The following is a 21,529-nucleotide window of genomic DNA, read 5'->3' on the forward strand; positions in this document are numbered from 1 at the left end:
GTAAACTCACGTGTTTCACCCCTTGCGCTCCTTTTTTCCCCAGAAAAGGAGCGGAGGAATGACTGTCAAGCTTTGTATCAGGATACGGCATGGAACTTTCTGCACTGACCGCACTTTCCCCCACTGATGGGCGCTACGCCAGCAAAACTGCGGCATTACGCCCCTGGTTCAGCGAATACGGGCTCATTTACCACCGGGTGCTGGTGGAAATCCGCTGGCTGCAAATGCTGGCGTCCCATCCGCAGATTGCCGAAGTCCCCCCGTTTTCTGCCGAAGCCAATGCTTTTCTGGAGGGCATCCTCAACAACTTTGCCGAAACTGACGCATTGCGGGTCAAGGCCATTGAACGCACCACCAACCATGACGTAAAAGCGGTCGAGTACTACCTGAAGGAAAAGATCACCGGCCAGACGGAACTGGAGGCGGTCAGCGAATTCATCCACTTCGCCTGCACCTCCGAAGACATCAACAACCTTGCCTACGCCCTGATGCTGAAAGGCGGCATGGAGCAGGTCATCCAGCCGGAAATGGCCGCTGTCATCGACGCCATCCGCGCCATGGCGCACGCCTACGCAACGATTCCACTGCTGTCGCGCACCCACGGCCAGCCAGCCTCCCCCACCACTTTGGGCAAGGAAATGGCGAATGTGGCTTACCGCCTGCAACGCCAGCAAAAGCAAATCCTTGCAACGGAATATTTAGGCAAGGCCAACGGGGCGGTCGGTAACTACAACGCCCATCTGAGCGCCTACCCGGACATTGACTGGCAAGCGACCGCCGAACAGTTTGTCACCTCGCTGGGCCTGAACTGGAACCCATACACCATCCAGATCGAACCCCACGACTATATCGCGGAAACCTTCGACGCCGTGGCGCGTTTCAACACCATCCTGATCGACTTTTGCCGCGATGTATGGAGCTATATCTCGCTGGGGCATTTCAAGCAGAAGGTGGTCGCTGGCGAAGTCGGCTCCTCCACCATGCCGCACAAGGTCAACCCGATTGATTTCGAGAATGCGGAAGGCAATCTTGGCATCGCCAACGCCCTGATGACGCATCTGGCTCAGAAACTACCCATTTCCCGCTGGCAACGCGACCTGACTGACTCTACCGTATTGCGCACCCTCGGCGTTGGCTTGGGGCATTCGTTGATCGCCTACCAATCCGCCCTGAAAGGCATCGGCAAACTGGAAGTGAACACCGCCAGCCTTGCGGCTGACCTTGATGCCAATTGGGAAGTGCTGGCTGAACCGATCCAGACCGTCATGCGCCGTTATGGCGTCGAACAGCCTTACGAAAAGCTCAAGGCGCTGACCCGTGGACAACGCATTACGCCGGAAGCGTTGCGCGAATTCGTCAATACGCTGGCAATACCGCAGGACGCGAGGGACGCACTGATCGCAATGACACCTGCCAGCTATATCGGCAACGCTGCCGCACAGGCCAAGGCGATCCGGTGATGGCGGGAATGTTTGGCGAGATTTCTGTTGAAGAATTCCTGCGGGATTACTGGCAAAAAAAGCCGTTGCTGGTACGGCAGGCGTTTCCCGGCTTCCAGTCTCCGATCACGCCGGACGAATTGGCGGGTCTGGCTTGCGAAACTGACACCGCCCGCATAGTCATCGAAAAAAGCGGCAAGCATCCATGGGAAGTCCGCCACGGTGCGTTCGATGAAGACGACTTCGCCCACCTTCCAGCGACACACTGGACATTGCTGGTCAATGACACCGACCAGCACCTGCCGGAGCTGAACGCGGTGATGGAACCGTTTCGCTTCATCCCTGACTGGCGCATTGATGATCTGATGATCAGTTTTGCGGTGGAAGGCGGCTCAGTTGGCCCGCATGTGGATGAATACGATGTCTTCCTGATTCAGGCGCAAGGGCAGCGGCGCTGGCAGATCAGTACCCGCCCTACTCCGCCAAACAATTTCCTGCCTGATTTGGAGTTGCGCATTATGCGCGAATTCCAAGCTGAACAGGAATGGGTCGTCAACCCTGGCGACATGCTGTATCTGCCTCCCAACATGCCGCACTACGGTATGGCGCTGAATGAGTGCATGACTTACTCCGTCGGTTTTCGGGCACCTTCCCAAAAGGACATGTTGGAAAGCCTGATGGAGGATTTATTGGAAGAACCGCGCCTGAAGCAGCGTTTCAGTGATGCAGGGCGCCAACTTCAAGGCAATCCCGGTGAACTGGCACCAGCAGATATAGAACGGCTAATTGATTTTGTGGTTGATGCGCTCCCACAGGACGAGCATTCACTCCAGCAATGGCTGGGAAAATACCTTACCGTGCCAAAAAACCAAGGCATATTGCCTGAAGCCATTCCCGTCAGCCGCACTGAATTAAGCAAACTGCTAGGGCAGAAAAAGAAGTTCGAGAAAACATTGGACTCTAGGCTTCTCTATTTTCTAACGAATGATACTGTATATTTATTTGCCAATGGCAATAGCTATAGCCTTTCAAGCATCCATATTCAATTTGTTCAATATCTATGCAATTCCGCAAAACTCCTGCATAGGGAGTACCATCAATTCTTTGCGGACAAGGATTGTTTAAACCTTTTTCATGATTTGCTCGCTAACGAGGTTTTTATCGTCCAGAAATAATGAAAAAATATAATTATACTCGCGATCAATTTTTATATTTATCATTATGATAAAACTTGATGATGGTAAATATTCATCGAACATTCAGTTTTGAGTGATTAATATGCAGGCTATAATTTTTTCGTCTCTCAATTAGAGACAGCTTCTAGTTTTTTATGTAACAGGGGAAAACTTATGGATTTCAAAAGATCCATATTTGCTGCTTTATGCGGCATTATGATAGCGGGCATAGGTAATATCATCTTGCCTGGCACAGCAAAAGCTGAGGACAGTGAAAGGAAAATTTCCTTGCAACGTTCCAATCCATCGGAACCAATAGGGCGGGATGCAGTTCTTTCCAAAGTCAAGTCTGAATATAAGGGTCGAGTATTGTCAGTCCAGGAAAAGCCGCTGCCTGGTTACCCAGACTGCCATGTGGTGCGGATGTTGTCACTAAATGGCGAATACTTAACCATCAAGGTGGCTTGCAGTGACTAAGTAACCATCACTGACCCATCGAATAGTGGTCGAAATTTTTGCTTAAAAACCTGGAGGTTCGCAGAGGGCTTCCGGGTATTTTTTTATAAATTTTATTAATATTTCGTATTGATTGTTTTTTATTCCTGCGAAGCTAGTGTATCATTGCCTCTCAGGCTTGCTGGGACAGATGGGGCACACATAGCGCCACACCCAAGTAAGCGATTGAATAACAGGAAAATTTTATCATGCGCGTACTAATAATAGAAGACGAAAATATTCTTCGCGAACAAGTGGCTGAAGATCTCAAGAAAAGTGGCTTTACTGTTGATGTGGCTGCGGATGGCTCCCAAGGGTTATATGTTGCGTTGGAGTATCCCATTGATGTTGCGGTCATTGACCTTGGCCTGCCAAGCTCAAAAGGAACCCCCGTCAACAACGAACTCGGCTTGGATATTATCCGCACCATCCGTGCCAAGGGCTTGGATTATCCCATCATTATCCTGACAGCCCGTGACCGTTGGCAGAACAAAGTGGAAGGCCTGGAAGCTGGTGCTGATGACTACGTCACCAAACCCTTCCACACCCCAGAGCTCATTGCCCGCCTGCGCGTCCAGTTAAGGCGCACTGGCCGGTGGACACAGGCAGAATTCAGTTGCGGCCCTATCCGCTTAAACACTTCCGAACAACGCGTGTATGTAAATGAGCAGGAAATAACCCTGACGGCCTATGAATACCGCGTGCTTGAGCACCTGATGTTGCATGCAGGTGAGGTCATTTCCAAAACGCGCCTGACGGATAGCCTGTACGAAGAAGACGCGGATCGCGACAGCAATGTGATTGAGGTGTTTATTCGCCGCCTGCGCATCAAGCTGGATCCGGATGATACCCTCAAGCCAATAGAAACGCTGCGTGGCCGCGGCTACCGCTTTACGCTTGCACGCAACTGACACCTAACCACGTCACGGCACAGCTTATGCTCAGCTCATTACGCAGTCGTCAGCTCATCAGCGGTTTTGGCGTCATCATGGTCGGCATCCTTATGCTGGGCAGTATGCTGCACTGGTTTTCCTATCGCTATAAGATTGATCAGGAAAAAAGCGAACTGACTGAAATTTCCTACAACATCCTGGGCTTTTTAAGTTTCGAAGACGGCAAGTTCGATGTCCTCAAAGACAGCGACATGCAAGAAAAAGCCAAACAAATGATTGAGGACTATGACCTGAATGATGTTGAGCAAAACCGCTTTGCTTATGTCATTGACACCGCAACTTCAGATATTATCTGGAGCGCTTCCAGCTTCGGCAAACCCAGCAATTTGGTTGACCCGGATTACTACCTTTATTTCAACCTGGGCCGTGACCAGGAAGCCAGTTTCAAACCCTTTTTCGCCCAATTGAAACCACGGGCACCACAAGATCCTTCCATTTTGGACTCTGACCCGACCATTAAACAGAAATACAACCAGGAATACCTGCTGGCCGCCCAGAATTTTTTCCAGGATCCTTACGGGCATTTCCAGTTTATCGTTGGTGAATCCATAGCCGATATTGACAAGGAAATGCAGGACATGCGGCAGAAATTTGCCATCCTGCTATTTTTATCAGCCGTTTTGGTGTTAATCGCCCAATTGGCACTGAGTTTCTGGGTAGTCGCCCCCATCAAGGAATTTGAAAATGAAGTCAAATCCATTGAGGCTGGGGAACGGGAAAGCATCGATGACCATTATCCGGAAGAATTGATCCCGGTCAAAAACGCCCTGAACGGCTTGTTAAGCTATGAAAAAGGCCAGAAACAGCGCTACAAGGATTCATTGGACGATCTGGCGCATAGCTTGAAAACACCTCTGGCCGCCATGCAGAACCAACTTGACCTGTTGGCGCGTGAATTTATCGACGAAAGCCCGGCCAGCACCAGCATCAAGGTGTTCGACGCCCAAATTGCGCGCATGCGGGAAATCATTTCCCACCAATTACGCCGCGCCATGGTCACCAATCAGGGCGCAATGATCCTCTCCCAGCCGTTGCGTCCGGTATTGTTCCGGCTGCGTGACACCCTGCAAAAAGTTTACCGCGACAAACCGTTCGAATTCCGCATCAACGTGGACGAATACGCCAAATGCCGCATGGACGCGGAAGACATGATGGAGCTGCTGGGCAACCTGGTAAACAACGCCTGCCGCTTTTGCCAGGATATCGTAGAAATTTCCGCCTACCATGAAGGGAATATGTTGGTGGTGGACATTGACGACGACGGCATGGGGTTCCCCACCGACAATCCGGCCAAGCTGCTGCAACGCGGTATCCGCGAAGACAGCAAAAGTGAAGGGCAAGGCATCGGCATGGCGGTCAGCACCGAAATCGTGTCGGCCATCGGCGGCAAAATTGAGCTGCTGGTTTCCCCCTATGTGGGCGCGCGGGTGCGGCTGCATCTACCGGTGTGAAGGACGCAAACCAATAAATGCCCACTACTGGCTGACAACCCGGATTGGCAGTTTGTCCACCGCACCGGCGGCGTCAAACACCGTCAAGTCATAATCCCCTGCGCGCGTGAAGGTATAGCGTAAACCGCTACGTTCCCGGTCAACACCCGCCGGTTCGCCATTGACCAGCCAGAAATACTGCCCTTCCCCACCCTGCGCCTGCAAATCCACCGTCACACCTTTGCCGGATTCCTTGGGCAAATACAGACGGGTGCTCGCGTCCAAATTACGAATAGCCAGTTCCGCGCCTCCTGCATATCGCTGGGCAGGCGGGCAAGCGGGATCAAAAGCGGGCAACTGCATCTTTGCCAGCACACTGCTGGGCAACCACGGCCATAACTCCAGCGGCCATAGCGCAACTTGGCGGGAAACCCTGTCAGGTGCCGAGCACGCCGATGTCACCCGCAGGCCAGTCGCCGGATTCACCCAATACGTCTGCAACCCGGCTGACCAGGAGCGCTGCTGCAAGTTCGGCAAAGTAGGCGGAACCCGTTCATCCAGTAGCCACGCCTGTTGGCGCATATGGCAATTTTCCGGCGCAGTGGCGTCGGCACGCCCCCCTAGAGGCCAACAAATGTCCGCACGAATGACATTCGCCGGACGGCGACGGACATTGCTGCCCGCCTGTTCAGGCAAAGCGCGAAAAATGTCAAACAAGATCGGGCCAGCAGCGTATGCGCCAAAACTGCCCGGCAATGGCGTGCCATCAGGGCGCCCTGTCCACACGCCGACAGTATAGGCATCGCTTACCCCTACTGCCCAAGCATCACGGAAACCGTAACTGGTGCCGGTTTTCCACGCAATGCTGGCATGGTTGACGCTGCCTTCCGGCGGGGGAACTTCCCGTAAAATATCCTGGATGACCCACGCTGCCCCAGCCGACAGCATGCGCCGCTCCACCATCGGCTCCTGCGGCAAAAAGCGCGGCTTGATGCTGACGCCCGCGCGCGCAAATGCGGTGAAACCACGCACCAGATCTTCCAGGCTGGTTCCCGCCCCTCCCAAGATGACGCTCAGATTCGGTTCCGTCTGCTCAGGAAAGGTGATGGTGACGCCGCCATTGCGCAACCTGTCCACGAAAACGGCTGGCTTAATCCACTGCAAAACCTCAACTGCCGGAATGTTCAGGGATTCCTGTAAAGCCTGCGCCATACTGACCGCCCCGGAAAAATGCCGAAAAAAATTCTGCGGCGCATAACCATCCAGCTTTACCGGCGCATCGCTCAGTAGGCTGGCGGAATCCAACAAGCCGTCATCCAGCGCCATGCCATACAAAAAAGGCTTCAGGGTGGAGCCGGGCGACCTCAGCGCCTGCACCATATCCACATGCCCAAACCGGTCTGCGTCGAAAAAGTTAGCCGATCCGGCATAACCACGCACATACCCCGTTTGGTTCTCCACGACCAGCACGCCAGCGGAAGCCTTGGCAGGCAAACTCCCAGTGCGGGCGCGCAACACATTTTCCACTGCCCACTGGATATTGGCGTCCAAGGCAGTTTGCAGGCGTGCCTGATTGCCTGTAACGGCCTGTTCCTTCATACGCCGGGCAAATAACGGGGCCATCATTGGCTGGCGAAACCGCGAACGCACAACCGGCTCACGCATCGCGTCTTCCACGATTTCCGGTGCCCAGACGCCCTGGCTGGCCATACGCCGCAACACCTTGTCGCGGTACTGCTGCGCCACCTCCGGATAACGGTCTGGACGCAACCGGGAAGGCGCTTGTGGCAACACCGCCAGCAGCGCCGCTTCCGCATAACTCAATTCGGCAGCCGGTTTGTGCAACCAAGCAAAACTGGCCGTTTGCACACCCTCAATCGGCCCGCCGAAAGGTGCCAGGTTAAGATAAAAAGTGAGGATTTCATTTTTGCTGTAACGCCATTCCAACTGCAAAGCGCGGAACGCCTGCCATAGCTTGCCGCTAAAATTACGTTCATGCGGCTCCAGGATGCGCGCCACTTGCATGGTCAGGGTGGAACCGCCGGAAACAATCCTGCCGCCTGTCAGCCACTGCCACCCTGCCCGCGCCAACGCCAGGGGGTTGACGCCAGGGTGCCAGTAAAACCAGCGGTCTTCATATTCCAACAACGCTTCGACGTAGCGGGGGGACACTTCATCCAGCGTCACCGGATAGCGCCATACCCCCTGGTCATCGGCAAACGCCCGCAAGGGCGTGCGGTCTTCCGCCAAGACCAACACGCTGCGCATCCTGTCCGGATCAGGCAGCGGCCACAGACGATCCGCCAGCAGAAACAACAGCAGGCAAGCCACGCCTATCGCCAGCAGGCGTAAGACATGACGGCCTACATGTCGCCACATCACAATTCCGGAATCATCAGCTTGTCAGGTGTTGCGCCCACCCCGTTCAGTTCAGGGCGATACATATCCTCGGCATAAGGCGGCGGAACCACGAAATCACCTGCGGACACAACCCTCACCATATAAAACAAATGATGGCGCGTTTTTGCCTCCAACGGCAACGCGGCCAGATAACGGTCATCGCGGAACTCCTGGGTGCGGGGCGAGCTGCTGTTCAACAACTCCGTGACGGGCTTGTCCGTCCCGGTCAGTTGCAGGCCTTCCAGGCTCTCATTGCTTTGCAAGTTGGTGTTTTCAATCTCGAAACCTGCTGGCAACAAGTCAACGACAAGCGCGTCATTAATGTCCACCGCGCTTTCTATAGCCAAATGAACCAGCAGCAACGCACCCGGCTTGACATCTTGGGGCTGCAAGAGCTTGCCGTCCATGGTGTGCCAACTGCGCTGAACCTCAATCGGGTCACTGTCCGGTGCAGGGGCGACAATAGGATAGCCATGCACCATCAAAGCTGCGTATAAGGGCTCCTGTTCTTTGGCCAGCACACTGACCCCTTTCTGGAAATCTTCTGCCGTCAAGGCGCTGTAGTGGACACCCTTGCCGGACAAGTCAACCGTGCTGTCGCCAATTTTCAGGCCAGCCTGCCAACCGGATTTCAGCTTCGCCTCCACCTTCAAGCCAGCCAGCAGTGTGAACAATTGCTCCTGGGTGCTGAAATAACTGCGGTTATGCAGCAAGTCCGCCAGTTTGTTGATGTGGGTGGCCTGCTGGGGAATTTCCACCTTGTAACGCAACAACAGGTAAAGCATTGCGGCTTGGTCACGCAAACTGCTGCCATAATCGCCCAGATATTTCTGTTCATCACGCACCATGTCCAACCCGCGCTTGATGGCGTCATCACCACGTTTACCGTCACCTATCGCCCGCAAAGCCAACCCTAGGTGCACCAGCGGCAAACCGGAAGCAGCTTTGCCCGCATCCTTTTCATACATGACTTTCAGCGTTCCGGGCGACACCCGTTTCACCCGGGAAAGCACATACGCCGCATAAGCCCGTGTCGCCAAGTCAAGGTGGTTCGGCACATCCGCAAAGGCATAACGGCTTTCCGCATCGCGTTCGCCCTCTTGCATCCGCTCCTCCAGATTTTGCAGGGCGCGCTGCAACAGCCATTCAGGCACCGCAAACCCCTGCTCTTTTGCATCCAGCAGGAAATCCGTCACATACGGCGTAAGCCAATATTCCTCTTCGCCATAATTTCCCCATAACGTAAAGCCGCCATCTGACAATTGCATGCCTGTCAGGCGCAGCAAGGCGGCATTGACCCGGTCATTGCGGGTTTTCATCTCCATCGGCTCCAGCCCCAATTGCTCTGTAACGCTGGCGTCCAGGAACAAATACGGCCAAGCGCTGCTGGTGGTCTGCTCCAAACAGCCATAAGGATATTGCAGCAAACCTTGTAACGCGCTGCGCAGAGGCAAGGGGGGCGTGGCGGCAAGGCTCAGGCTGGCGTTCAATCCGGCAGGCAGGAATCCCTGGATGGTGGAACTGTCCAGCACCAGCATTTCCCCCGGCTTCAACTCCCGACTCAAACTGAGATGGCCTGCTGGATAGGCAGGGCGCACTGCAAACTGGAGTTGGCGGCGGGAGGTGAAATCCTTGCCGACAAGCTCCAGACTGACGCTCGCCGTCCCAAACGATTGCCGGGCGGACAACGGTAACCGCAAGGTTTCCCGCTTGCCTGCCGCCAGGGTGAATTCACGTTCCAAATCCAGATTGTCCAGCAAGGGATTGGCGCTGATTTTCAGTTTCACCGGCTGGGGTTCTGTGGTGGTGTTATTCATGTCCACGGTAAGGAAACTGCTATCGCCACCAGCCAGGAAGCGGGGTGCCGCCAGCGTGGCCACCACAGGGGAGGCGACCTTCATTTCCCGTTCCGCGCTGCCAAAACGGTTGGCAGACGCAGCCACCGCCATTAACCGCAATGACCCGTCAAAACCCGGCAAAGGCAGATCAATTTTCGCTTTCCCGTCAGCGTCGAACGCCACCGCCCCGCTGTACAGGGAAACAATCCTCACATCCGCCTGCGCCTGTGGGCCGCCCCGCCGCCCCCCCATGGCGTCGCCGCCAAAACGTTGCCGCAACGGCGCACCCTCAACGTCCTCAATGATTTTGCCGTAATCGTCATACAAATTGACTTCATACTTGTGCTGCGAGAAATAGAAGGCAAACGGGTCTGGCGTCTTGAAACCCGTAACATTCAACACCCCTGAGTCAACCGCAGCCAGCGTCACCAACGCATTTTCACCTTTGAGGTTGTCAGAACTTACCGTCACGCTGACAGTTTGTTCCGGCAGGACTTTTTCCGGCGCATCGATACTCAGGCCCAAGCGCCGATCCTCCCTGTCCAAGGGCAGGAAAATAACGCCCAACGCCCGGTTCGGGGCAATCTTCTGCTGGCTGCTGGCTGGCCGGAAAGACGTCACCGTGGCGTACAGGTCATGCCGGTTCCAGGCTTTATCTAATGGAATCTCGACGGTGGTGCCATCAGCAGGCAGGCTGATCCGTTGCGACCACAGCATCGATTCCCCTTCCACCGCGACAATGGCCTCGCCAGCCGCAGGCGGGGTAATTTTCAATTTCACGGCATCGCCAGCTTGGTACATGGGTTTGTCGAGTGCCAGCTCAATCTGGTCGGGGCGGGCGGAGGTATTGGCTGCCTGTTCCCAATCCCAACCGGCGTGAAAGGGATAGACCGTTTTTAAACCAGTGTCCGTATCCTCCACTTCCAGCCGGTAATAGCCGTCCTGTACGGAAAACACCGCCTTGCCATGCGCCTGGGCGTCCAACGTGACTTTTTGTTGCACAACCGGATATTCACTGGCGTTTTCCTTGCGTTGCCAGCCTTCGCCATCGTTGTATTCCCAGAAATACTCCCGGTCTTCCCGCACCAACGTGACGGCCAGCGGTTGTCCAGCCGGTGCTGGCTGCCCTTCCGCATTCACCCGGACAAGTTCGAAAGCCGCGTCGCTATGGTCTGCGACAGTGTCCTTGCCAAACAAGGGGCGGAGCCCCACCAGGTTTTGGGTTGGCCAGAACGGCACGTCCACCTTGCGCACAACGCCCCGCCCGCCTGCTTCATGCAGTTCGCCGACGATGCTTACGGTCAATGGGGAATTGATCTTGCCCTCCAACGGCGGAACCTCAATGAAACCAGCCCCCGTTTCATTCAGCGCCAGTTCCGGCAGGTTCTCCCTGCCAATCAATTTACCATCAGCTGGATCGCCAAAATAATATTCCTTGAACGCGTCCAACGGATGGCGGTTGATGCTGACTGCGCGCGCTGCTGTCAGTTTGTTGCCACTGGCAGGCGCGCCGTATAGGTAATCCCCCTGCGCCGCCACAATCAGTTTTTCACCACTGCTCAGTAGCTTGTCTTCGGCCTTGAGGGAGAGCTGCATGCGTTCAGGCATGAACTCTTCCACATGGAATGTAAAACTGCTGACTGGCGCATCATCCTTGGCGTTGATGCGGACTTCCGCCTTCCAGCTTCCGGTTGGCGCATCCGCAGGAATGGGCAATTGCCAGGAAAAAAAACCTAGCCCAGGGTTCGCAGCGGCGAGATTTTCTTCCAACAGCAATTTGGTGTCAGGCCGGACAATCCGCAGGTTCAGGCTTTGCCCCGAAACAGTCTCCCCATCCCGGTTGCGTAGCAAGATGGATAAGTCCAAGGTTTCACCAGGACGAAACAAATCCCTTGTGCTGTAAATAAACGGCGCTATCGGCTTGTCAGGCAAACCTTCCACCGGGTATTCCGAAAGATCCAGCGCCGCTTCCCGCAAATCCAGAAACGCAAATTGCCCGTCCAGATTCGCGGTCAGCAGCAAATCCCCTTGAGGCCGGTGCGCAAAGTTAACGTGCCCACTATTATCCGTTTCCAGCGTCAGGGTTTCCTTTTCGCCGTGCAACTTCAGCTGCACATCCGCCAATGGCTTGCCAGTGTCAAGCGCATTGGCGAACACCTCCACACTTCTGGGATAAAGCCGCACATGCAAGCCGACATTGGTGACTACGAATTGGGTAATCCGGTAAGCGTCATCACTGAAACGCCCTGGTTCCCGCATGACCGCAAAATACAGGCCCGGTGTTTTCAGTTCTGGTATGTTTTCGACCGGAATCAACAATGAGGTGCGCGCATTCGGTTTGGTGCCTGTCACATAACGCTGGGAGTGGACACTTTGCGTCGCCTCATGGATATCCTCCAGTTGCCACTGGGAAAGACGCTCTCCCAGCGAAACTGTTTTCAGCATCTCCGGCAACTTGTCCGGCTGCACCCGCAGGAACTCAATGTCCAATTCCGGAACATTGACAACCCTAATGGGCAATCCACCTGTCAACCGGGTAGGCAAGATGCTGCCACTGGTGGCGAAATCAAATGCAGGCTTAATGTCGCGGGTTTTAACCGTGTAATCCACCGGCTTTTGCAGTTTCAACTCATTCCGGCTGCTGACCCCTGGCCTGATCTGTATCCGGTATTCGGTTTGTGGTTTGATATTGTTGAAAAACAGCCGCCGAGTTTCACCTGCCATGATCCAGCTCCCTTCCGCCATCTTGCCGCTGCTGGTCAGGGTGATGAAGGCATTATAATCCCCCATTGGGTCAAGATCCTGGGAAAAGGTAATAGCGAGGGCTGGACTGTTATCAAGTGAACGCTCTGACACATCAACCACCAGCATCTGGGTCAGCAGTTCTTCATTGGTGTAATGCGGAGCCACCGCCGCTGGCGCGGAATCTTTCGGAGCTGCGGTGGAAACTTCCGCCAATGATGTGGGCTCATCCGCCCTGACCAGCATAACCTGCCACAAACATGCCAATAGCATGGCAAACCAGAAAACAGGAAATATCCGGCGAAGGTGATTACCCATTATTATTCTCCATCCCTATATAAGAAAATACCTGACAGATCGGCAAACGCAGACTTTCACGGTAAGGGAAAGCAATCTCCAATACAAGGGATATGGTTCAGAATGGGAAGATGAAGAGAGTGGCGACCCTACGGGGATTCGAACCCCGGTTACAACCGTGAAAGGGTCGTGTCCTAGGCCTCTAGACGATAGGGTCGCTGATGTAAAACCTATATAAACTATGCAAGTGCTTGGAAAGTGGCGACCCTACGGGGATTCGAACCCCGGTTACAACCGTGAAAGGGTCGTGTCCTAGGCCTCTAGACGATAGGGTCGCTGATGTAAACTTCCAAATTCACTTATTATCACTGTCTCTTGGGGAGAACAGGACTATGGTGGACAATCCGGCAAAAAGAAGTAAAAAACCGAATGGTACCGCCATCAAAAATATTTTCGCCAATTCATCGCTGTCTGCAAACATAAAGCCAAATCCAAACACCAATCCAGCTATTGTGATTGCCAGTCCAGCTATAAAGCTGTAACGACCAATGCGATCCATACTAAACCTCTCGCAGCGGCCAAAATTGGTGGAGCTAATCGGGATCGAACCGATGACCTCTACAATGCCATTGTAGCGCTCTCCCAGCTGAGCTATAGCCCCACGGCGAAAGAGAGGCGAATTCTGATGGAATCCGCTGATGCTGTCAAGAGCCTTTCAACGAATTTGCAAAGATCGCCTTATGCACATCTCCTAAACTGATAATACCCATCAGTTTGTTTTCCTGCACTACCGGAATACGGCGAATTTTCTGTACGCACATGATGGAAACCGCCTTCATCACGGGCATATCCGGGCTGGCAGAGGCCACCAGTTTGCTCATGATGTCGCCCGTTTTCAGTGTCAATGCATCACTGTAATCTTTTTCCATTTTTTCGAAATCAGGCCGCCCCTCCTCACGCGCAACCTCAGAAATGTCAGGAAACATTTTACGTAACACATCTTTTTCAGAGACCACTCCCACCACGTTATTGCTGTCATCCACCACTGGCAAACCGCTGATTTTGTTAAAGCACATAACCTCGACAATATCCCGTACTGGAGTATCCGCCTTGGCTGTTTTAACATTTGTTGTCATAATCTCTTTAACTTTCATGCATCCTCCTCATATAAAAGATTAAACTTTATACCCATGCTGCCTTTTCCCTGACAGCCGGAGAATGAACATAGCATGAAACAATGTTGCTCCATACTGGCCTTTAGGGGGGGATTCAATCCGCCATCATCGTACTGCCGATAAAGCTAATGGCGTGGCAAATGCGTTCCAAAGCGCGCCCACGCCCAATCAGTTCCAGGGTGATTTCCAACGATGGCGAGGAAGCCCCTCCAGTGGTTGCAATACGCAGCGGCGGCCCCACCTTGCCAAGTTTCACACCTAATTTTTCACAAGCTGAATGGATGGCGGCATGGATAGGTTCCCCTTTCCATTCGGCAATGCCCACCAGCTCGTCATGCACAACCTGAAGGTTAGCGGCGGTATCAGCCTTGAACTGTTTTTTTACCGCCTGTTCGTCATAACTGTCGAAATCTTCGTAGAAATAACGGCTGATGGCGACCATTTCAACGAGGGTTTTGGCGCGGTCGCGTTGGGCGTTGATCACATCCGTCAAAGCAGGGCCGTTGGCGACGGATAGGTTCTGAGCCTGCAAATGCCATTGCAGCTGCCTTTCCAGTTCCTCCACCGGCAAAGTTTTAATGTAGTGTTGATTCAACCATAGCAGCTTGTCAGCATTGAAAGCGGAAGGGGACCGATTAATCCCCTCCAGCGAAAACAACGAAACCATTTCCTCACGGGAGAAAATTTCCTGATCGCCATTTGACCAACCTAGGCGCACCAGATAATTAAGCAACGCCTGCGGCGTGTAGCCATCATCACGGTACTGCATGACGCTGACCGCCCCATGCCGTTTGGAGAGACGCTGGCCATCGCCCCCCAAGATCATCGGCACATGGGCAAATTTAGGCGGGTCAAAACCCAGCGCCCTCATGATATTGATCTGGCGGGGCGTGTTATTGATATGGTCATCGCCCCGAATGACGTGGGTCACGTTCATGTCGATGTCATCCACCACCACCGTCAGGTTGTAGGTAGGCGTACCATCGGAGCGGGCAATGATCAGGTCATCCAGCTCCTTGTTGCTGACCGTGATTTTGCCACGCACCAGATCATCAAACTCCACTGCCCCATCCTGCGGGTTGCGGAAACGGATGACCGGCTCAATGCCTTCCGGCGCATCTTCACGCCCGAAACAGCGCCCGTCATAACGCGGCTTTTCCTTGCGCGCCATCTGCGCCTCCCGCATCTGCTCCAGCTCCTCCCTGCTGCAATAGCAACGGTAAGCATGGCCGCTGTCCAACAACTGCTGGATCACATCCTTGTAACGGTCGAAACGATGCGTCTGGTAGAACGGGCCTTCATCGTGTTCCAGCCCTAGCCAATCCATTCCCTGCAAAATGGCGTCGACAGATTCCTGGGTGGAGCGTTCACGGTCAGTATCTTCGATCCGCAAAATAAAAACCCCGCCCGTCTTGCGGGCGTACAGCCAAGAAAACAGCGCTGTACGCGCACCACCAATATGCAGGTAACCAGTTGGACTGGGGGCAAAACGGGTTCTGACGTTCATGACATTCCATGTAGTGTTTTTGACAAGACTGGAGAGCTTAACAGTTCATTAGCCCGAAACAAACCTTAAGAATAACTGAATGAAAAACAAGCATTTTATTCAGTTCCAATTCAGTGCCTCCCTTGCATACTGCCTCACGTCCAAGGGCTAAAGGGGCTGTAAAGGGCTAAAGGGGTCAAGATAACAATAACAGGGGCTTCAACCCCTCCTTTTCTTTTGCCTTAAACCGAAGCGCCCAATAGTAATAACAAGCTTCAGATAACAATAAAAATATACATCCTAAAAAGCCTTCCCAATGGAAGGCTTTTTAGCGCCTCATCCAGCAAACTGCCGCGCCAATAATTGCAAGACCAGAAAAGCGTAAATCCCTGCCAGAATATCATCCAGCATAATGCCCAAGCCCCCCTGAAGGTCACGGTCTATAACCCTGATCGGCCAAGGCTTCCAAACATCGAATAGGCGAAACAGGAAGAAACCCGCCACAACCCAAACCCAACCGGCAGGAGCGGCGGTCATGGTCAGCAGAAAACCGGCAAATTCATCCCAGACAATCCCGCCGTAATCGTGCACGCCCAACCGGCGGGAAGACTCCCCGCAAATCCAGACGCCCACTGCCGACACCACCAGGACTGCCAGCAAATAAGCCCATAGCGGCAATGGTGCCAATAATAGATATAACGGAATGGCAGCTAGCGTCCCCGCAGTGCCAGGCGCAAACGGCGACAAACCACTGCCAAACCCAAACGCCAGAAAATGCACCGGGGAAGAAAAAACCGTCTTTGCCTGCACTACCTTTTGCATCACAACCTATCCAACCAATAAAAATCTGTAAAAGCCAACCCCATTCACTGCACTTAATCAACGTTCCCGGGCAATCGGTGCCGCAACGCCCTTGCACAACGCCAGCAGATCCGCCGGGGCAAGCTCTATATCCAGCCCTCGCCGACCACCACTGACAAAAATGCTGGCGAACTGCAAGGCGGAATCGTCCAGCACAGTCGGCAACAGCCTCTTTTGCCCCAAAGGGCTGATGCCCCCCACAATATAACCGGTGCTGCGTTCGGCATCCTTCGGATTGGCCATGTCCACCGTTTTCACACCCAAAGCTGCGGCCATCTGCTTGAGGTTAAGGAATAGCTCAACAGGGACAATACCCACCGCCAGTTTCTTCCGGTCGCCATTCAACGTCACCAGCAAGGTCTTGAACACCTGCGCCGGGTTCAGCCCTAGCGCCTGTGCGGCTTCCAAGCCATACGCCTCGGTTCGCGGGTCGTGTACGTATTCATGGACCTGAAAAGGGATTTTTGCCCTTTTCGCTTGCTGGATCGCCGGAGTCATATCTGCTTGTCCTCGGTGTTTTTTGCCCAAGTATAATTTTATCCTGGTGATGGTGCCGTTATAATTGCGCCATTTCACGGAGGCACATCATGCCGGATTACACATTCATTTTCGATATTCATGGCATTGCCGACTTTGAAGGGCGTGTCCTCAATGCATCCCGCAAAAACCCGGTCTTAGTGGATTTCTGGGCTGACTGGTGCGGCCCATGCCTGTTTCTCGATCCTGTCCTGAAATCTGTCATCCCTGAATTTCATGGCAAGGTTTTGCTGGCCAAACTGGATACCGACGAAGATGAAAACATGAAACTGGCGGGCCGCTACCAAGTGCGCGGTTTCCCAACCGTTTTATTGATTGAAAACGGTGAAGAAATAGCCCGATTCACTAGCGCCCAAAGCAAGCCTTTTGTACGGGAATTTATTGCTGCCAATAGCAGGTTGCTGACAAAAACAAACATTGCCCAACCATAGAACTGGCACCTTGTTATAGGTCGTGGCATCATCCCAAAACAACAATCCTATAAATATAACTTTGCGAAGGAGGCCGCAATCATGAAAGTTGATACGCTTTCTTACACGATTGAAAATGGTTTTTCAGCAAGCTTGCCTGAAATTAACACCCCAACGCTGCTTATTTTGGTATTCGGAGATTCCAGTTTTCTGGAGCATCCACAGCCTTTTGTCCTGCTCGCAGAAAAATACCCCCAAGCCCAACTGATGGGGTGCTCCAGTGCAGGTGAAATCCGGGGCGGATCAATTCAAGATCACAGCCTCGTCATTGCTTTAGTGCAATTCGAATCCGCCTCCCTGCGCATGACCTGCACCGACATCAATGACCCACTGGAGTCCCGTCATGTTGGCCGCCTGCTCGCAGGCAGGCTAAACCGTGAAAACCTGCAAGGAATTTTCGTGCTGTCTGATGGATTATGTGTCAATGGCAGCGAGCTGGCCCATGGCTTCAATGACATCACCAACGCAAACACTATCGTCACCGGCGGCTTGGCTGGCGATGGGGAGCGCTTCAAAACCACCTGGGTGCTACAGGACGGCAAACCGGCAGGTGGCGTGGTGGCGGCACTTGGCCTTTATGGCAATGCCCACATCCAGCATGGCTCAAATGGCGGCTGGAAACCGTTTGGCCCTGCCCGTAAAGTCACCCGCGCTGAACACAATATCCTGTACGAACTATCGGGAAAACCTGCCTTAGCGCTTTACAAAACCTATCTGGGTGAGCTGGCGGAAGGCTTGCCCGCCACAGGCCTGCGATTCCCATTGGCGCTTAGTCAGCCGGGCGAAACAACAGAAGTGGTCCGCACTATCCTGGCGGTTGATGAAGCCAACCAATCCCTTATTTTCGCTGGCGACATTCCGGAGGGCGCACAAGCCCAGCTGATGCGCGCCAATCTCGATCAATTGGTTGAAGGGGCGGAAAACGCGGCGCTCATGAGCGCCACAGACACCGATAAAAAAGTGCTCTGTATCGCCATCAGCTGCATTGGCCGCCGCATGGTGCTAGGCACAGACGCCGAAGAAGAGGCTGAAGCAGTGCTCGCCAATTTGCCGAAGAACACTTCCCAACTTGGTTTTTATTCTTATGGGGAACTGTCCCCTTTCTCCACAGGCGAGTGCGGCTTGCATAACCAAACCATGACAATCACCACTATTTATGAGTGAATTTCCTGCTGTAAACGCTTGTATTGTTGTTCATCCTGTGTTGTTTTGGCTGATCTATATTGGCATGGGTTAAAACAGATAAATTTATTTTCATGAAAATCATGTAAACCTTATCTGCAAAACTGCGTTAATAGGATACTTTAATAATAGCTAAATGCGTAAACAGGGGCGTAACATGAAAAATACAACTCAATTGCCAATCCTCGCTTCCTTACTGGTGTTCACCATGCTGGGTACGGAAATATCCGCTGCACAACCTGCCATTGACCCCGATTTCGCCGCACTTGACACCAATGGCGATGGCCTGATTTCTTGGCCAGAATACGCCGCCAAACACCCGGTTTCAGGCAGGCTCAACCCCCGCTTAATTTTTGACAATGTGGATCGCAACCGGGATGGCTACATAGACCCAGACGAATTCACCGCCATGAAAAAGCGCCGCCGCAGGTAAAAGCCCCTATCCCGCATGGAATCTGGCGTTTATTTATTTCGGCCAACAGGTAGAATGTAATCATTGGAACCAATAATGAGGACGATCCCAATGAGTGCATTAGAGCGTATTGATCAGGCGGTTAAAGATAATCCGGTCATTATTTTCATGAAAGGCACGCCGCAAATGCCACAATGCGGCTTTTCCAGCCGTGCGGCGCAGGCATTGATGGCTTGTGGCGAACAATTCGCCTACGTGAATGTGTTGCAGGATCCGGAAATTTTTCAAGATTTGCCACAATACGCCAATTGGCCAACATTTCCTCAGGTTTACATCAATGGCGAACTGATTGGCGGCTGCGACATTACGTTGGAAATGTACCAAAACGGCGAGCTGCAAAAGATGGTCAAGACCGCAATGCAAGGAAAGGCTAGCGAAAATGCCTGACTTATGGAAAGGCATACTAATAAGCGCCACATTGTTGGGCAGCGGCAATGCAATGGGGGAAGAATCTGACGCCGCCAAACCTGCCAATGCGGTGACGGTCAAACAAATCTCAATGGAACTGGCGTTGGATATTGCCCGCGAGGCAGTGTTGGCTTGCCGGGTGAAAGGCTACAACGTCGCCGCTGTGGTGGTTGATCGCAGTGCAAATGTCCAGGCGCTGCTGCGGGACACCATGGCGAACCGTTTCACCTTAGAGATTGCAGAAAAAAAAGCCAATGCAGTGATCCTGTCAGGCGTCAATTCCAGCGAATTCCGCGCCAACCGCGCTGACATCAAGGATGAAATGAATGAAGTCGATGGCGTGATGGTGTTGGATGGCGGCTTGAAAATTGAGGCGGCGGGTTCACTATTGGGGGCTATCGGCGTCAGCGGCGCGCCAGGTGGTGACAAAGACGCTGAATGCGCCCAATCAGCATTAGATAAACTGGCGGAGCGACTTGAGTTCGCGGAGTGAAGCGGAAGCCTTAAACAATGTCAGGCAATCAAGCCGAGAACCTTACTCGGCTTGATTGTTTCAGGCCGCATCTTTATTAGTCTTTTGAACTTGGCTGTTATGCAATGCTTCATTAATCGCATAGCCGTAAGCGCAATCCACCTCTATACGGACTCTCATCAACCCCTCGTCACGCTCATCTAACATTACTGCCAAGGGCGTTCGACGTTGGAAACGGCGATGTGGTTTGCGTAGCCACAACACCCGCATCTGGCTGCTGAACGGGAACGTCGTGCGCAATGCGTCTGCGATCCCCACAATATGATCAATCCTATCCATCATCTCAGGGGTTTGCGGAAACACTTTGCCGCCATTCCTGTACATGGCGAGATGACGGGAGCGAACATCACCCTCTAGACCCAAAATTGCGAGCATTTCATCGCTACTGATGCTCCACTCATCCATATGGCGGATAACCGCCTGGGTCAGCGCGCCCATTTCTTCCGTTGAATACTGTTGCATGGTTAATCCTTGCTTCTTAGCCCTTGAATCGGGATAACATTCGCAGTGCGCGGTTCATCAGTGAAATGCGGACGGTCACGGATGTCAATACCTGCCGCTTGGGCAAGCTCACGTTCACGCGCTGAAATTAGGTCAAAACATTTTTTCACATCTTCGACCGTATCATCTGATAACGGATAACGCAGCGCCGCATCAGAAGGCGTCAGATCACGGACAATTTTTGCCAATGTTTTGCGCATCGCCATCAGGATACGTTTTTCTTGTGAAAAGTGTTCTTCCGACATGACTCTGTGGCCTATGAAAGCTGAAAACCGCTACGGTATCCTATCACCGGCAGCAATTCCATACCACCAAGGTGGGGATTGGGGGGAAGAACCGGCTCAAGCGCTTAACGCCGCCGCAAATAAACCAACCGTTTCCAGCAGCACGATAACCCCGCCAATTGCATCCCAAGTAAGGCCATTGCAAGCTTGCATCATGCGAAGACGGGCCAACAGCAACGTGATAAACATGACCAGCATGGGGATGCCCGCCACCAAGGCAATCGGCACAGCCATCAGCAGCCAAATAAAGAGGGCAATGTAGGGAAATTCAATGCGGAATTCATGAGCCAATGTTTCACGCGAGGCAATCGGGGTAAACCCAATCAGGGCAACCACCAGCAAACGCGCCGCTGCTGGAGCCATCATGATATAAGCCCACACCTTGTATTCGATCAAAACCGCAAGAGCTGAAAACTTAATCATCATGATCAGCGCCATCACCCCCATCACGCCCAAATGCGGGGAAGGAGGACGAAAATCACCTTCGGCCACCTCATCCGGCATCCAGCTTCCCCCAAAAAACCAGGAGCTAATGCTACGTGCGAGCGCATCCAGATGATGAAGTTCACTGGTGAACATCCAGACCGTCAATATAATGACAGACGCCAGCATTGGTTCAAGCGTTTCCAGCTTCCAGGCAATCGCTGCCAACACCAGCCCCATCAACATGCCGATAATAGGAAACCAGATCAGGCCACGGCCTTTTTCTTCAGCAGAAAAACTATTAACGGAAGGGACAGGCAATAATGTCAAGACTGACAAAGCAACCAGTAAAGAACGGAGAAATGCTTTAACCATGCCCGTCAGCGCCTGCATAAAATAATGATCGAAAATATACCAGCCACGTCTACG

21 protein-coding genes and 3 tRNA genes are annotated in these 21,529 nt (G+C 53.1%); 10 read left to right on the top strand and 14 right to left on the bottom strand.

Going from position 1 to position 21,529, the window contains the following annotated elements:
- Positions 1-89: 89 nt before the first annotated feature.
- The gene (gene purB / locus VSS37_RS17500) at positions 90-1,460 is read left to right on the top strand and encodes an adenylosuccinate lyase (RefSeq protein WP_324697276.1); all 1,371 of its coding nucleotides are present in this window, start codon (positions 90-92) and stop codon (positions 1,458-1,460) included.
- Here the strand turns inward: purB and VSS37_RS17505 are convergent.
- Positions 1,418-1,705 (bottom strand): hypothetical protein, encoded by a 288-nt coding sequence (locus VSS37_RS17505; RefSeq protein ID WP_324697278.1) that lies wholly within the window; start codon positions 1,703-1,705, stop codon positions 1,418-1,420. The genes purB and VSS37_RS17505 overlap by 43 nt on opposite strands.
- 6 nt (positions 1,706-1,711) lie before the next feature.
- Between VSS37_RS17505 and VSS37_RS17510 the strand changes: the two genes are divergently transcribed.
- The 4 genes from VSS37_RS17510 to VSS37_RS17525 all read left to right on the top strand — a co-directional run bounded on the left by VSS37_RS17510 (position 1,712) and on the right by VSS37_RS17525 (position 5,513).
- Entirely contained in the window at positions 1,712-2,614 is a 903-nt protein-coding gene (locus VSS37_RS17510) for a JmjC domain-containing protein (protein WP_324697280.1), read from the top strand.
- 174 nt (positions 2,615-2,788) lie between these two features.
- Positions 2,789-3,091: a hypothetical protein gene (locus tag VSS37_RS17515; protein ID WP_324697282.1), complete on the top strand. Its 303-nt coding sequence runs from the start codon at positions 2,789-2,791 to the stop codon at positions 3,089-3,091.
- Between the two features lie 227 nt (positions 3,092-3,318).
- A complete protein-coding gene (locus tag VSS37_RS17520) occupies positions 3,319-4,020 on the top strand; it encodes a response regulator transcription factor (RefSeq protein WP_324697284.1) in 702 nt (233 codons plus the stop codon).
- 26 nt (positions 4,021-4,046) lie between these two features.
- Positions 4,047-5,513, top strand: a complete 1,467-nt coding sequence (locus tag VSS37_RS17525; RefSeq protein WP_324697285.1) for an ATP-binding protein — start codon at positions 4,047-4,049, stop codon at positions 5,511-5,513.
- Between the two features lie 24 nt (positions 5,514-5,537).
- Here the strand turns inward: VSS37_RS17525 and pbpC are convergent, their stop codons facing one another.
- From pbpC to ybaK, 10 genes are all read right to left on the bottom strand, one after another.
- Entirely contained in the window at positions 5,538-7,871 is a 2,334-nt protein-coding gene (gene pbpC, locus VSS37_RS17530; RefSeq protein WP_324697287.1) for a penicillin-binding protein 1C, read from the bottom strand.
- Positions 7,871-12,790, bottom strand: coding sequence for an alpha-2-macroglobulin family protein (locus VSS37_RS17535; RefSeq protein WP_324697289.1), 4,920 nt, complete (start codon positions 12,788-12,790; stop codon positions 7,871-7,873). Before VSS37_RS17535 ends, pbpC begins: the two co-directional genes overlap by 1 nt.
- Before the next feature lie 120 nt (positions 12,791-12,910).
- Positions 12,911-12,986, bottom strand: a tRNA-Glu gene (locus VSS37_RS17540).
- A 42-nt stretch (positions 12,987-13,028) separates the two neighbouring features.
- Positions 13,029-13,104, bottom strand: a tRNA-Glu gene (locus VSS37_RS17545).
- Positions 13,105-13,124: 20 nt separating this feature from the next.
- Complete coding sequence (locus VSS37_RS17550; RefSeq protein ID WP_324697291.1) at positions 13,125-13,328, bottom strand: hypothetical protein; 204 nt, start codon at positions 13,326-13,328, stop codon at positions 13,125-13,127.
- A 26-nt stretch (positions 13,329-13,354) separates the two neighbouring features.
- A tRNA-Ala gene (locus VSS37_RS17555) sits at positions 13,355-13,430 on the bottom strand.
- 43 nt (positions 13,431-13,473) lie between these two features.
- Complete coding sequence (locus tag VSS37_RS17560; protein ID WP_324697292.1) at positions 13,474-13,923, bottom strand: CBS domain-containing protein; 450 nt, start codon at positions 13,921-13,923, stop codon at positions 13,474-13,476.
- A gap of 115 nt (positions 13,924-14,038) precedes the next feature.
- A complete protein-coding gene (gene gltX, locus VSS37_RS17565; RefSeq protein WP_324697293.1) occupies positions 14,039-15,451 on the bottom strand; it encodes a glutamate--tRNA ligase in 1,413 nt (470 codons plus the stop codon).
- A 315-nt stretch (positions 15,452-15,766) separates the two neighbouring features.
- Positions 15,767-16,252, bottom strand: a complete 486-nt coding sequence (locus VSS37_RS17570) for a phosphatidylglycerophosphatase A family protein (protein WP_324697294.1) — start codon at positions 16,250-16,252, stop codon at positions 15,767-15,769.
- Positions 16,253-16,309: 57 nt separating this feature from the next.
- Positions 16,310-16,789: a Cys-tRNA(Pro) deacylase gene (ybaK, locus tag VSS37_RS17575; protein WP_324697295.1), complete on the bottom strand. Its 480-nt coding sequence runs from the start codon at positions 16,787-16,789 to the stop codon at positions 16,310-16,312.
- A gap of 89 nt (positions 16,790-16,878) precedes the next feature.
- On the opposite strand from ybaK, the gene VSS37_RS17580 reads away from it, so the two are divergent.
- From VSS37_RS17580 to VSS37_RS17600, 5 genes are all read left to right on the top strand, one after another.
- A complete protein-coding gene (locus VSS37_RS17580; protein ID WP_324697296.1) occupies positions 16,879-17,259 on the top strand; it encodes a thioredoxin family protein in 381 nt (126 codons plus the stop codon).
- Between the two features lie 81 nt (positions 17,260-17,340).
- Positions 17,341-18,462: an FIST signal transduction protein gene (locus VSS37_RS17585; RefSeq protein WP_324697298.1), complete on the top strand. Its 1,122-nt coding sequence runs from the start codon at positions 17,341-17,343 to the stop codon at positions 18,460-18,462.
- A 175-nt stretch (positions 18,463-18,637) separates the two neighbouring features.
- Positions 18,638-18,913 (top strand): EF-hand domain-containing protein, encoded by a 276-nt coding sequence (locus tag VSS37_RS17590; protein WP_324697300.1) that lies wholly within the window; start codon positions 18,638-18,640, stop codon positions 18,911-18,913.
- A gap of 90 nt (positions 18,914-19,003) precedes the next feature.
- Entirely contained in the window at positions 19,004-19,339 is a 336-nt protein-coding gene (grxD, locus tag VSS37_RS17595; RefSeq protein ID WP_324697302.1) for a Grx4 family monothiol glutaredoxin, read from the top strand.
- A complete protein-coding gene (locus tag VSS37_RS17600; protein ID WP_324697304.1) occupies positions 19,332-19,853 on the top strand; it encodes a GlcG/HbpS family heme-binding protein in 522 nt (173 codons plus the stop codon). Before grxD ends, VSS37_RS17600 begins: the two co-directional genes overlap by 8 nt.
- Positions 19,854-19,913: 60 nt before the next feature.
- Here the strand turns inward: VSS37_RS17600 and VSS37_RS17605 are convergent, their stop codons facing one another.
- The 3 genes from VSS37_RS17605 to VSS37_RS17615 form a co-directional block, all read right to left on the bottom strand.
- A complete protein-coding gene (locus VSS37_RS17605) occupies positions 19,914-20,354 on the bottom strand; it encodes an antitoxin Xre/MbcA/ParS toxin-binding domain-containing protein (protein ID WP_324697305.1) in 441 nt (146 codons plus the stop codon).
- 2 nt (positions 20,355-20,356) lie between these two features.
- Complete coding sequence (locus VSS37_RS17610; RefSeq protein ID WP_324697306.1) at positions 20,357-20,638, bottom strand: segregation and condensation protein A; 282 nt, start codon at positions 20,636-20,638, stop codon at positions 20,357-20,359.
- 96 nt (positions 20,639-20,734) lie between these two features.
- Positions 20,735-21,493, bottom strand: a complete 759-nt coding sequence (locus tag VSS37_RS17615; protein ID WP_324697308.1) for an adenosylcobinamide-GDP ribazoletransferase — start codon at positions 21,491-21,493, stop codon at positions 20,735-20,737.
- Positions 21,494-21,529: the final 36 nt, after the last annotated feature.

Source organism: Candidatus Thiothrix phosphatis, assembly GCF_035668035.1.
GTDB classification, from domain to species: domain Bacteria; phylum Pseudomonadota; class Gammaproteobacteria; order Thiotrichales; family Thiotrichaceae; genus Thiothrix; species Thiothrix phosphatis.